This window comes from Streptomyces fumanus (genome assembly GCF_014655295.1).
GTDB lineage: Bacteria > Actinomycetota > Actinomycetes > Streptomycetales > Streptomycetaceae > Streptomyces > Streptomyces fumanus.
On the sequence record NZ_BNBI01000020.1, the window covers coordinates 17,956 to 30,498 of the forward strand.

Below are 12,543 nucleotides of genomic sequence, written 5' to 3' on the forward strand. Positions count from 1 at the left end.
GGTTCAGCCGGCCGCCGGTACGGCCCGCAGACCGCCCGGGCGGCGGCCGGCGAGGCGGTCGAGGGCGGCGGCCGTGGCGTCGTCCGCGGGCAGGTGGACGACGATCCGCTGGCCGTCCTCGGGCAGCGCGAGCGTCTCGTGCAGCAGGCGCAGCGCCCCGGCCTCGGGGTGTTCGATACGCCTGTTGCCGACGCGTCGCGGCGTCAGGGAGAGGTCGGCGAACCGGTCGGCGAACTCCGCCCCGGCCGTCACCGTCAGCTCGTCGGCCAGTTCGGCGACGTACGGGTCCCGCAGCGGTACGTCGTGCCGCAACTGGGCGACCAGGTCGTCGGCCACCTGCCCCCAGTCGGGGAACGCGGTGCGGGAGCGTGCGTCGGTGAACAGGTACCGGAGCAGGTTGGGCCGCTCGGCGTCGAGCATTCCGACCGGGCCGACCAGGCGTTCGTACGCCCTGTTGCGGGCGAGGACGTCGCCGATCCAGTTGAGGGCGACGGCGGGGGTCGGGTCCAGGCGGTCCAGGACGGCGCGCACGGTGGGGCGGGCGGCGCTGCTGAGCGGCGGGGCCGCGGCGCAGACCAGGGGGTCCTCGCCGCAGTCCGCTTCCCGGGTCAGCCGGCGCAGCAGCAGCCGGTCGGCGAGGGACAGGTGCAGCGCGTCGGCGAGGGCGCCGAGGACCTGCGCGGACGGGTTGCGGTCGCGTCCCTGTTCGAGCCGGGTGAGGTACTCGACGCTGATGCCGGCCAGGGTGGCCAGTTCGGCGCGGCGCAGACCGGGGGTGCGGCGGCGGGGGCCGGTGGGCAGCCCGGCCTCGGCGGGGGTGACGGCTTCGCGTCGACCGCGCAGGAAGGTGCCCAGCTCGTTGTCGCTCACCGTGCGAACGTACCAACGCGCGGGCGCCGGAGGGTGTCCCTGTCACTACCACGCTCAAGCCGGTCTCCCTGGCCGGGCGCGCAGCGCGCAGGGTGGTGGGCATGACGAATGATTCCGCCACCGCCGCCGGTCCGGCCCGTGCCGTCGCTTCCGCCGCCCTGCCTCTGCCGTCGGGCCGCTGGGAGCTGGACCCGCTGCACTCCGCCGTGAACTTCACCATCCGCCACCTGGGCATCGCCAAGGTGCGCGGACGTTTCGACAAGGTCGAGGCAGACCTGTACGTCGGTGAGACCGCCGAGGACGTCCGGGTGTCGGCCACGATCGACCTGGCCTCCATCGACACCGGGAACGCCGACCGGGACGCCCATGTGCGCGCCTCCGACCTGCTGGACGTCGAGAAGCGCCCCACCATGACGTACCGCTCGACGCGGGTGTCGGGTGAGGGCGCGGACTGGACCCTGGAGGGTGAGCTGACGATCGGCGGGGTGACGCGGCCGGTGCCGCTCGCGGTGGAGTTCGGCGGGCTCGCGGAGCTGCCGGTGGAGGGCGCGGGCCGGCACGCCGGGTTCGAGGCGAGGGGTGAGATCCGGCGCGGCGACTTCGGTCTCGACTTCGCTCCCGGGCTGCTCGGGGACGTGGTGAAGATCCAGCTCGACATGCAGTTCGTGGAGCCGAAGGCCGCGTAGCGCGCGGATACGGCGACGCTCCGTGCCGCACGTGGTGACGTGCGGGCACGGAGCGTCGTCGGCGCGGTCAGGACGTGCGGGTGCCGGTCGCCTTCTTGGCGGGCGCCTTGGCCGCCGTCTTGGTGGCCGCCGTCTTGGTGGCCGCCGTCTTGGTGGCCGCCGTCTTGGTGGCCGCCGTCTTGGTGGCCGCCGTCTTGGTGGCCGTCTTGGCGGCGGTCGTCTTCTTCGCGGCCGTCTTCCTGGGCGCCGCCTTCTTCGCCGCCGTCTTGCGCGGGGCCTTGACGGGGGCCGCGTCGCTGATCCGGTCGGCGCCGAGGACGTCGCGCAGGAACTTGCCGGTGTGGCTGGCCGGGACCGCCGCGACCTGCTCGGGCGTGCCCTCGGCGACGACCAGGCCACCGCCGGCGCCGCCCTCGGGGCCCATGTCGATGATCCAGTCGGCGGTCTTGATCACGTCGAGGTTGTGCTCGATGACGATGACCGAGTTGCCCTTGTCGACCAGGCCGGACAGGACGGTCAGCAGCTTGCTGATGTCCTCGAAGTGCAGGCCGGTGGTCGGCTCGTCCAGGACGTAGACCGTGCGCCCGGTGGATCGGCGCTGCAGCTCGCTGGCGAGCTTGACGCGCTGTGCCTCACCGCCGGACAGGGTGGTCGCGGACTGGCCGAGCCGGACGTAGCCGAGGCCGACGTCCTTGAGGGTGCGCAGGTGCCGGGAGATCGCGGGGACCGCCTCGAAGAACTCGGTGGCCTCCTCGATCGGCATGTTCAGCACCTCGGCGATGGACTTGCCCTTGTAGTGGACCTCCAGGGTCTCCCGGTTGTACCGGGCGCCGTGGCAGACCTCGCACGGGACGTAGACGTCCGGCAGGAAGTTCATCTCGATCTTGATGGTGCCGTCGCCCGCGCAGTTCTCGCAGCGGCCGCCCTTGACGTTGAAGGAGAACCGGCCCGGCAGGTAGCCCCGGACCTTCGCCTCGGTGGTCTCGGCGAACAGCTTGCGGATGTGGTCGAAGACACCGGTGTACGTCGCCGGGTTCGACCGCGGGGTGCGGCCGATGGGCGACTGGTCGACGTGGACGACCTTGTCGACCAGGTCGTCGCCCTCCACACGCGTGTGCCGCCCGGGCACGTTGCGGGCGCCGTTCAGCTCGCGGGCGAGGTGGGTGTACAGGATGTCGTTGACCAGGGTCGACTTGCCGGAGCCGGAGACGCCGGTGACGGCCGTGAAGACGCCCAGCGGGAACGAGACGTCGATGTCCTGGAGGTTGTTCTCCCGGGCGCCGTGCACGGTGAGCTGCCGGGACGGGTCGCGGGGGCGCCGGACCTCGGGCAGCGGGATGGCCTTCCTGCCGGACAGGTACAGGCCGGTCTGCGACTCGGTGTTGTCCAGCAGTTCCTTGAAGGAGCCGCTGTGGACGACCTTGCCGCCGTGCTCGCCGGCGCCGGGGCCGATGTCGACCACCCAGTCGGCGGTCTTGATGGTGTCCTCGTCGTGCTCGACCACGATGAGCGTGTTGCCCATGTCGCGGAGGCGGACGAGGGTCTCGATCAGCCGGTGGTTGTCGCGCTGGTGCAGGCCGATGGACGGCTCGTCGAGCACGTACAGGACGCCGACGAGTCCGGAGCCGATCTGGGTGGCCAGGCGGATGCGCTGGGCCTCGCCGCCGGAGAGGGTGCCGGCCGCCCGGTTCAGCGAGAGGTAGTCCAGGCCGACGTCGACCAGGAACCGCAGCCGCTCGTTGACCTCCTTGAGCACGCGCTCGGCGATCTTCTTGTCGCGGTCGGTGAGCTTCAGCTCGCCCAGGAAGTCCGCGCAGTCGCTGATGGACATCGCGGAGACCTCGGCGATGGACTTGCCCATGACCGTGACCGCGAGGATGAGCGGCTTGAGGCGGGTGCCCTCACAGGTGGGGCAGGGCACCTCGCGCATATAGCCCTCGAAGCGCTCCCGGCCGGCGTCGCTCTCGGCGTCGGAGTGCCGCCGCTTGACGAACGGCACGGCGCCCTCGAAGGCCGTGGTGTACCGGCGCTCGCGCCCGTAGCGGTTGCGGTAGCGGACCTCGACCTGGGTCTTGTGGCCGTACAGCAGGGCCTTCTTGGCGCGCTGCGGCAGGCCCGCGAAGGGGATGTCCGTACGGAAGCCCAGGGCGTCCGCGAGGGCGCCGATCAGGCGGTCGAAGTAGTCCTTGGTGTGGCCGTGCGACCACGGGTGGATGGCGCCTTCGTCGAGGGACTTGTCGGGGTCCGGGACGATGAGGTCGGGGTCGACCTCCATGCGGGTGCCGATGCCGGTGCAGTCGGGGCAGGCGCCGAAGGGCGAGTTGAAGGAGAAGGAGCGGGGCTCCAGCTCCTCGAAGGACAGGTCGTCGTACGGGCAGTACAGGTGCTCGGAGTACATGCGCTCGCGCTCGGGGTCGTCCTCCGGGAGGTCGACGAAGTCGAGCACGACCATGCCGCCGGACAGGCCGAGGGCGGTCTCCACGGAGTCGGTGAGCCGGCGCTTGGCGGACTCCTTCACCGTGAGGCGGTCGATGACCACCTCGATGGTGTGCTTCTCCTGCTTCTTCAGGGTGGGCGGGTTGGAGAGCTGGACGGTCTCGCCGTCCACCCGCGCGCGGGAGTAGCCCTTGGTCTGGAGGTCGGCGAACAGGTCGACGAACTCGCCCTTGCGCTCGCGCACCAGCGGCGAGAGCACCTGGAAGCGGCTGCCCTCGGGCAGCTCCAGGACCCGGTCCACGATGGCCTGCGGGGACTGGCGGGAGATCGGCCGGCCGCACTCCGGGCAGTGCGGCTTGCCGATGCGCGCGAAGAGCAGCCGCAGGTAGTCGTAGACCTCGGTGATGGTGCCGACCGTGGAGCGCGGGTTGCGCGAGGTCGACTTCTGGTCGATGGAGACCGCCGGGGAGAGGCCCTCGATGAAGTCGACGTCCGGCTTGTCCATCTGGCCGAGGAACTGCCGGGCGTAGGAGGAGAGCGACTCCACGTAGCGCCGCTGGCCCTCGGCGAAGATCGTGTCGAAGGCCAGGGAGGACTTGCCCGACCCGGACAGGCCCGTGAAGACGATGAGCGAGTCGCGAGGCAGGTCGAGCGAGACGTTCTTGAGGTTGTGCTCGCGCGCGCCACGGACGATGAGACGGTCGGCCACGCCGGTCCGCACCTTTCTTTGAGAGAAGTGACAGGGGCGGGGCCCCCGTCCTTCTCAGACTAGGGGGAGCCACTGACAACGCCGGTCGGATTCACGGGTTGTCAACAAACCCCGGCTCTCCAGCATGCCCGACGCCGCTCCCGACCATATAGCACGCGCATTCGATTTACGGGCAGAGTCCGTCATCTTCACCCGAAGGTGTCGCCCGCACTAGGGTCAGGCGCATGACGGATCACGCACCTGACCTGGCGTCTGTACGCGACGCTACCGAGCGGCTGCTCACCGCTGCCGGGAAACTGGACGACACCGCCGTGACGAAGCAGTCACGACTGCCGGGCTGGACCCGCGGCCATGTCCTCGCCCACCTCGCCCGCAACGCCGACGCGCTCGTGAACGTCCTCGAGGGGCGGCCCATGTACGCCTCCGAGGAGGCCCGGGACGCGGACATCGAGCGGGACGCCCCGCGCGCCCTGGCCGTCCACCTCGACGACGTGCGCGAGAGCGACGCCCGTTTCCAGCGGGCGGCGGCCGCCCTCCCGGACTGGTCCCGCACGGTCACCCTGCGCAACGGGATCACCGACTCCGCCTCCGCGATCCCGTTCCGGCGGTGGATCGAGGTCGAGCTGCACCACGTCGACCTGGGCATCGGGTACGAGCTGGAGGATCTGCCGGCCCCCTTCACGGAGCGCGAGATCGGCGTCCTCGCCGCGCGGTTCGCGGGGCACCCGGAGGTACCGCCGACGCGGATCACGGACGGCACGCGCGCATGGCGCACCGGCCGGGACGCCGACGGGCCCGAGGTCACCGTCACGGGTGAGCGGCCGGACCTGCTCGGCTGGCTCGCCGGCCGCCGCGACGGCTCGGCCCTCACGGTGACGGGCGGCGCGCTCCCGGCTCTGCCCCCGCTGTAGGGCACCGCCCCGGTGGTCCGCCGCGCGGCCGGTGCGCCGATAGGCTGGCGGTCATGACGTACAGCGGAGAGGTGCGGGTCGGCGGCCCCGCCGACGTGCATGAGCTGAAGGACCTGATGATCACCAAGATCGCGGTCGGTCCGATGGACAACAACGCCTATCTGCTGCGCTGCCGGGCCACCGACGAGCAGTTGCTGATCGACGCCGCCGCCGACGCGCACGTACTGCTGGGCACGATCGGTGACGACGGCATCGGGTCCGTCGTCACCACCCACCGGCACGCCGACCACTGGCAGGCGCTGGCCGAGGTGGTCGCCGCCACCGGCGCCCGCACCTACGCCGGGCGGTACGACGCCGAGGGCATCCCGGTGCCCACCGACGTCCCGCTCGACGACGGCGACACCGTCCGCGTCGGCCGGGTACGGCTCACCGCCCGCCACCTCGTCGGGCACACCCCGGGCTCCATCGTCCTGATCTACGACGACCCGCACGGCCATCCGCACGTGTTCACCGGGGACTGCCTCTTCCCCGGGGGCGTGGGCAACACACGCAAGGACCCGGAGGCGTTCGCCAGCCTGATCCACGACGTCGAGACGAAGATCTTCGAGCCGCTCCCGGACGAGACGTGGGTCTACCCCGGCCACGGCAACGACACCACGCTGGGCGCCGAACGACCCCACCTGCCGGAGTGGCACGCGCGCGGCTGGTGACCGCGGGCCGGCCGGGGTGATCGCGCGGGGCGCCGGACAGCGTGGACGAGGCCCGGTGACGGCGGGCGCCGGCGCTCACGCCTCGGCGCGCGCCGCCCCCGCGAGCGCCGCGATGCGCTCCACGCCGAACACGTACCCCTGCACTCCGCACCCCGCGATGACCCCGTCGGCGCGCTGCGAGACGTACGAGTGGTGCCGGAACGCCTCGCGCTGGTGGATGTTGGAGATGTGCACCTCCACCACGGGCAGTCCGTCACAGGTGTTGAGCGCATCCAGGATCGCGACGGACGTGTGCGAGTAGGCGGCCGGGTTGATCACGATCCCGCAGTGGTTGAGCCGGGCCTCGTGGATCCAGTCGACCAGTTCGCCCTCGTGGTTGGACTGGCGGAAGTCCACCGTGCCGCCGTGCGCGGCGGCCGCCTCGACGCACCGGGCCTCGACGTCGGCCAGGGTGTCGGAGCCGTAGATCTCCGGCTGGCGCTGGCCGAGCAGGTTCAGGTTGGGGCCGTTGAGGATCATGATCGGGGCGTTGGCCAGGGTGCGGGGCACGGTTCCTCCGGTCCGTCGGCGGGGGCGGCCCGTCGGGACCGCCGCTGGGCCCCCCGGTCTATCACGGCGTGCCGGCCCGGCTTCCGGCGCCCGGCACCGGCGCACCACTGCCCCGCGCGCTCCTCGCGCGCCCCGTAACCGACGGTGATCGAGCGTGGTTGTCGCGGCATGCACGCTGTACGCGCCGTGAGGGCGCCCTCCATGCCGCGGATCGCCGCCGCCGCACTCGCCGGCACGGCGATCGAGTTCTACGACTTCTTCGTGTACGGCACCGCGGCCGCCCTGGTGTTCGGCCCGCTGTTCTTCCCGACGTTCTCCCCGCTGGCGGGCACGCTGGCCGCGTTCGCCACCTTCGGGGTCGGTTTCGTGGCCCGGCCGCTGGGGTCGGTGCTGTTCGGGCACATCGGGGACCGCCACGGGCGGCGGCCGGTCCTGCTGGCCTCGCTGCTGCTGACCGGGGCCTCGACGGTCGCGGTCGGCTGCCTGCCGGCGTACGGGACGATCGGGGTGGCCGCGCCCCTGCTGCTCGTGGGGCTGCGGTTCCTGCAGGGGCTGGGGCTCGGCGGGGAGTGGGGCGGCGCGGTGCTGCTGACCGCGGAGCACGCCCCGGCCCAGCGGCGCGCGCTCTGGTCGAGCTTTCCGCAGGTCGGCCCGGCGCTGGGGTTCCTGCTGGCCAACGGGGTGGTGCTGGCGCTGTCGTCGGCGCTGTCCGACGCGCGGTTCGCGCAGTGGGGGTGGCGGGTGCCGTTCTGGGCGGCGAGTGTGCTGGCGCTGGTCGGGCTGTGGCTGCGGTCCTCGCTCGCCGAGAGTCCCCGCTTCCTGGAGCTCGGCGACCGCGCGCGGGTGCCGCTCGCCGAGGTGGTGCGGGACCACTGGCGGCTGGTGCTGCTGACCGCCGGGGCGCTCGCGGTCGGGTACGCCCTCTTCTACGCCGTGTCGACCTGGTCCCTGGCGTACGGGACGGAACGGCTCGGGGTGGACCGGGTCGTGATGCTGGCCTGTGTGATGGCCGCGGTGGTGGTGCAGGGGACGCTGACGCCGGTGGTGGCGCTGCTGGGCGACCGTTACGGGCGGCGGCCGTTGTGCCTCGCCGGGTGCGCGGCGGCGGCGGTGTGGATGTTCCCGATGGTGGCGCTGCTGGCGACCGGTGAGCCGCTGCCGATGTTCCTGGGCTTCCTGGGGGCGATGCTCGCCTTCATCACGATGTTCGCGGTGATCGCCGCCTATCTCCCGGAGCTGTACGAGCCCCGGGTGCGCTGCACCGGCGCCGCGGTCGGCTACAACCTCGGCGGGGTCCTCGGGGGCGCCCTCACCCCGATCGTGGCCACGGCGCTGGCCGAGCAGGGCGGCCGGGTGCCGTGGGGCGTGGCGGCGTATCTGACGGCGGTGGCGCTGCTCAGTCTCGGCTGCTTCGCGCTGCTCCCGGAGACCCGCCCGGCGCCGGCCGGGGCGGCGGTGGGAGCGGCCTCGGTGTGACGGCGACGGGTCCGGGGAGGCCGCCGGACGGGCCCGGGGCCCGCCGGACGAACCTGGAAGGGGGGCGGCCGCTGGGAGCGGTCCTCGGCCGGACGCCATGGACCGCTCCCGGGGGCTGACGGTTCCTCCCGTCGGGGGGACGGCGTCAGACGTCGACGCTGTCCTTCTCGGCCCCTTCGTCCCGGGCGGCCGCCGCCTGCTTCTTGGAGGCCATGAGGCTGGTGATCGTGGTGACGATCAGGACCGCGCAGATCACGCCGAGCGAGACCGGGATGCTGATCTCCGGGACGTGGACGCCGGACTCGTGGAGCGCGTGCAGCACGAGCTTGACGCCGATGAAGCCCAGGATGATCGACAGGCCGTAGGAGAGGTGGACCAGCTTCCTCAGCAGTCCGCCGATGAGGAAGTAGAGCTGCCGCAGACCCATCAGGGCGAACGCGTTCGCCGTGAACACGATGTACGGGTCCTGGGTCAGGCCGAAGATCGCGGGGATCGAGTCCAAGGCGAAGAGGACGTCGGTGGTACCGATCGCGAGCATCACGACCAGCATCGGGGTCATGACCCGCTTGCCGTTCTGCCGGATCCACAGCTTGGTGCCGTGGTAGCGGTCGGCGACACCGAAGCGGCGCTCGGCGGCCTTGAGGAGCTTGTTCTCCTCGTACTCCTCGTCCTCCTCGTCGGCCCTGGCCTCCTGGATGAGCTTCCAGGCGGTGTAGATCAGGAAGGCGCCGAAGAGGTAGAAGACCCACGAGAAGCTGGCGATGATCGCGGCACCGGCGGCGATGAAGACGGCCCGGAGGACCAGGGCTATCAGGACACCGATGAGGAGCACCCGCTGCTGGTACTGCGAGGGGACCGCGAACTTCGCCATGATCAGGACGAAGACGAACAGGTTGTCGACGCTCAGCGACTTCTCGGTGATGAAGCCCGCGAAGAACTCGCCGGCGGGCTGGCCGCCGCCGAAGAGGAGCAGTCCGAGCCCGAAGAGGCCGGCCAGGGCGATCCAGACACCCGTCCAGATGCCGGCTTCCTTGATCGACACGTCGTGGGGCTTGCGGCCGATGAAGAAATCGACCGCGATCAGGGCGGCAAGGCCCAGGATGGTCAGAACCCATAGGGTCGTGGAAACTTCCACTGCGCCTCCGGCAGTACGTAACGGCAGATGTCAGCGTCGTCGCTACCGGAGGTCTCTTCCACCCGGGGCGCCCGGGGCGCGCGAGGCGCCCGGGAACCCTGGGCCGACGCCCCGGGATCTGGCCAGATCCGTATTGACGGGTACGCCGCAGCAGATAGGGAGTACTCCCCTCCGTACGGAAAACAGTACCCCAATCACCAAGGATTGGTAAAGAGGCTGGCAAAGAAAGACCCAAAGGCGCTGGTCGGAGCCTTTTACGAGTCCTTGGGCAAGCGGTGGGAGGGGTTACCTGCCCCAGGTCCGGCGGGCGGTGGCGACCTCGGTGAGGACCCGCTGGAGCACCTGGCTGCCGGACGGCACCAGTGGAGGCTCGTACGTCCACGCGTGGCCGACCCAGGGGTCGGCGAGGTGGTCGTCGGCCACCGGAGTGAGGCGCAGCAGCGCCCGCCACAGCGGGTCGAGCAGCGGGCCGTACTCGGCGGACTCCTCGCGGTCGGCGACCATCATCAGGTGGACCCCGACGGACGGCCCTTCGTCCGCGAGGTACCGGAGCTGGTTGACGGCGCGGTCGTCGAAGCCGTGCGGGAAGTCGTTGACGATCAGCAGGTGCTGGGAGGTGTCGAATTCGGGTGGCAGCGCGTCGGCGGCACCGCCGCGCAGCGCCATCTGCACCAGGTCGACGCGCTGGGTGAGCCGGGAGAGGACGTCCGCGACGCCCGCGGCCCCGGCGGCGGGCGGGGTGGCCAGTACCCCGCTGCGGACGAGCGGCGTCAGCTCCCGGGCGCCCGCTCCGGCCGGGTCGATGACGTGCACGGTGAACTCGCCGGCCGGGTGGACGGCGAGCAGCCGGGCCGCGTGCGCCACGGCCGCCTCCAGGGCCAGGCCGCGCAGCTCGTGCGCGTCACCGAAGGAGCCGTCGAGCGAGGGGGCGCGTCCGCTGTCGATCCACAGGCCGCGCTCCAGCGGCAGCCGGACCAGCATCGGGATGCGCACCCCGTCGGCCTCGGGCAGGTGGAGGTCGCCCAGGCGGACCGCCATGGGAATCTCCATCGGCACCCGGTAGTCGTGCCAGACGGGATGGTCCCAGCGCGCGTACGCCAGCGGCAGGGCGGGTTCCACCACGTCGGACTCGGCGGCGAGCTGGGTGAGGTCCCGGTCGAGCACCTGTCTGGCCTGGGCGACGAGCGAGTCGTACCGCTCCCGGGCGGTCTCGCGGGCGGCGTCGCCGTGTCCGCCGATCCGGCTGCGCGGGTCGGACAGGACCTGGTCGAGTTCCTTCTCCAGGCGCGAGTCGGCGAAGTCGACCGCGCTGCGGTACGCGGCCATGGTGCGGGCCAGGTCCTCGAACATGCCCCACACCTGGTTGTAGAGCCGCTCCTCCATGGACCAGCCGGTCGCGTCACCGGCGACGGGCCGGGCGGGCTGCCCGGGCTCGGCGGGAGGCACGGTCGGTGGGGGCGGCGGCGGGGCCGTGGTCTGGCGGCGGGGGTGGCTGTAGTCGACCGGGCCGCCGGGGGCGGGCGCGGGCGGCTGGGCGAGCGTGGCGTCCTCCGGGCCCGGTCCGCCCGGGAACGGGGGCGGGGGCTGCTGGGGTCCGGTCGGGGACTGCCCCGGTGTGCCGGGGGTCTGGGGGCCGTAGGCCGGCGGGGAGGGTACGGGCCCCGGGGCGCCCTGGGCCGCGGTGTCACCGTGGTCGGGGCCGAGCGCGGGGGCGGCGGTCGGCCGGGAGCGGTCCCCGTCCGCCGGGCGGGGCGGGGGCGCCGGCACCGCGTCGGCCCGACCCCGGGCCACGGCTTCGTGAACACTCGCGGCGAGGCCGTGGGCGTCGGCCAGTCCCTGGTCGGTCAGCAGCTCGGCGAGGCCGCCCGCGTAGCCCTGGCCGACGGCCCGCACCTTCCAGGCGCCCTGCCTGCGGTACAGCTCCAGGGCGATGACGGCGGTCTCGGCGTCCAGGCCGGTCATGGTGAAGCTGGCGATCTCGCTGCCGTCGAGGCCGGTGACGGCGACGAAGGGGGCGGCGACCGCGCCGAAGCGGACCGGGCCCGTCCGGCCGGGGGCGGGCAGCGCCAGCAGCACGCTGACCCGGTGCACCGCGTCGGGCACGGCGTCCAGGTCCACCGCGAGGCGGTGGTCGGCGGCGGCCTGCCGGGAGACCTCCAGGCCGGGCAGGACGGGCCCGCCCGGGTGGGCGACCCGGTCGGCGCCGCCGATCCGGCCGTCGGCGTCGCCGAAGGTGGCCGCGGCCACGACGGGCGTGCCCGCCGAGATCCTGACCTCCAGTCGGGCCTGGGAGAGCGGGTGGTTCTGCCCCCGCACCAGCTCGGCCGTCATCGCGTTCTCCCCCTGTGTCGCTCGTGGTCCCCGCGCCGGGTGCCGCTCCCCCGTGTACGCCTTACAGGACCGGCAGGATGGCGGGCATCAGGTCCTGGAAGGTGCGGCCGTTGGCCGGGGAACCGAGGGCGGTCAGGGCCCAGCCCGCGCCCGACCGGTGCACCTTCGCCATGATCTGGGCCGTGTACTGGCCGCCGCCGGCCAGCGTGTAGCGGGCGAGTTCCTGGCCGTTGGTCTCGTCGACCAGGCGGCAGAACGCGTTCTGCACTTCCTGGAAGGTCTGGCCCGTGAAGGAGTTGACGGTGAAGACGATCTGGTCGATGTGGACCGGGACGCGCTGGAGGTCGACGAGGATCGCCTCGTCGTCGCCGCCCTGGCCGACGCCGCCGACGAGGTTGTCACCGGTGTGCCGCACGGAGCCGTCGTCGCTCACCAGGTGGCGGAAGAAGACGACGTCGACCGGCTGCTTGTCCGCGAACAGCACGGCGGAGGCGTCCAGGTCGATCTCCCGGGTGCGCGAGCCGAACAGGCCGCGCCGGGGAGCCGCCTGCCAGCCGAGACCCATGCGCACCGACGTCAGGCTGCCGCCGTCGTTCTTCTGCAGGCTGATGGCCTGACCCTTGGTCATGTTGACGGTCACGCGCTGATTCCCCTCTTGAGCTTCCCCTGTTGCCGCGGCGCCCGCGGTTGTCGAGAACCCTACGCAGGGGCACTGACAGTGCCGTAGCCC

General features: G+C 72.3%; 10 protein-coding genes. 4 read left to right on the forward strand and 6 right to left on the reverse strand.

What is annotated here, in order from left to right; translation table 11 throughout:
- Positions 1-3 precede the first annotated feature (3 nt).
- Positions 4-870, reverse strand: a complete 867-nt coding sequence (locus IE316_RS32360) for a helix-turn-helix domain-containing protein (RefSeq protein ID WP_190208113.1) — start codon at positions 868-870, stop codon at positions 4-6.
- Between the two features lie 101 nt (positions 871-971).
- On the opposite strand from IE316_RS32360, the gene IE316_RS32365 reads away from it, so the two are divergent.
- Complete coding sequence (locus tag IE316_RS32365) at positions 972-1,556, forward strand: YceI family protein (RefSeq protein ID WP_190208114.1); 585 nt, start codon at positions 972-974, stop codon at positions 1,554-1,556.
- Between the two features lie 67 nt (positions 1,557-1,623).
- Here the strand turns inward: IE316_RS32365 and uvrA are convergent, their stop codons facing one another.
- Positions 1,624-4,701, reverse strand: coding sequence for an excinuclease ABC subunit UvrA (gene uvrA, locus IE316_RS32370; RefSeq protein ID WP_190208115.1), 3,078 nt, complete (start codon positions 4,699-4,701; stop codon positions 1,624-1,626).
- Between the two features lie 224 nt (positions 4,702-4,925).
- On the opposite strand from uvrA, the gene IE316_RS32375 reads away from it, so the two are divergent.
- On the forward strand, positions 4,926-5,612 hold the full coding sequence (locus IE316_RS32375; protein ID WP_190208116.1) for a maleylpyruvate isomerase family mycothiol-dependent enzyme: 687 nt from the start codon (positions 4,926-4,928) through the stop codon (positions 5,610-5,612).
- 53 nt (positions 5,613-5,665) lie between these two features.
- Complete coding sequence (locus IE316_RS32380; protein ID WP_190208117.1) at positions 5,666-6,322, forward strand: MBL fold metallo-hydrolase; 657 nt, start codon at positions 5,666-5,668, stop codon at positions 6,320-6,322.
- Between the two features lie 75 nt (positions 6,323-6,397).
- Here the strand turns inward: IE316_RS32380 and aroQ are convergent, their stop codons facing one another.
- A complete protein-coding gene (gene aroQ / locus IE316_RS32385; RefSeq protein WP_190208118.1) occupies positions 6,398-6,871 on the reverse strand; it encodes a type II 3-dehydroquinate dehydratase in 474 nt (157 codons plus the stop codon).
- Positions 6,872-7,072: 201 nt separating this feature from the next.
- Here aroQ and IE316_RS32390 point away from each other — a divergent pair, with 201 nt between their 5' ends.
- Positions 7,073-8,347 (forward strand): MFS transporter, encoded by a 1,275-nt coding sequence (locus IE316_RS32390; protein ID WP_190208205.1) that lies wholly within the window; start codon positions 7,073-7,075, stop codon positions 8,345-8,347.
- A 145-nt stretch (positions 8,348-8,492) separates the two neighbouring features.
- Here the strand turns inward: IE316_RS32390 and IE316_RS32395 are convergent, their stop codons facing one another.
- The 3 genes from IE316_RS32395 to IE316_RS32405 form a co-directional block, all read right to left on the reverse strand.
- Positions 8,493-9,482 (reverse strand): TerC/Alx family metal homeostasis membrane protein, encoded by a 990-nt coding sequence (locus IE316_RS32395; protein ID WP_190208119.1) that lies wholly within the window; start codon positions 9,480-9,482, stop codon positions 8,493-8,495.
- 285 nt (positions 9,483-9,767) lie between these two features.
- The gene (locus tag IE316_RS32400; RefSeq protein WP_190208120.1) at positions 9,768-11,813 is read right to left on the reverse strand and encodes a TerD family protein; all 2,046 of its coding nucleotides are present in this window, start codon (positions 11,811-11,813) and stop codon (positions 9,768-9,770) included.
- A 61-nt stretch (positions 11,814-11,874) separates the two neighbouring features.
- A complete protein-coding gene (locus tag IE316_RS32405; RefSeq protein WP_190208121.1) occupies positions 11,875-12,453 on the reverse strand; it encodes a TerD family protein in 579 nt (192 codons plus the stop codon).
- Positions 12,454-12,543: the final 90 nt, after the last annotated feature.

Bases quoted from the DNA above. Each gene is read 5' to 3' on its own strand.
- IE316_RS32365 (WP_190208114.1), top strand. From the start codon at position 972: ATGACGAATGATTCCGCCACCGCCGCCGGTCCGGCCCGTGCCGTCGCT.
- IE316_RS32375 (WP_190208116.1), top strand. From the start codon at position 4,926: ATGACGGATCACGCACCTGACCTGGCGTCTGTACGCGACGCTACCGAG.
- IE316_RS32380 (WP_190208117.1), top strand. From the start codon at position 5,666: ATGACGTACAGCGGAGAGGTGCGGGTCGGCGGCCCCGCCGACGTGCAT.
- IE316_RS32390 (WP_190208205.1), top strand. From the start codon at position 7,073: ATGCCGCGGATCGCCGCCGCCGCACTCGCCGGCACGGCGATCGAGTTC.
- IE316_RS32400 (WP_190208120.1), bottom strand. From the start codon at position 11,813: ATGACGGCCGAGCTGGTGCGGGGGCAGAACCACCCGCTCTCCCAGGCC.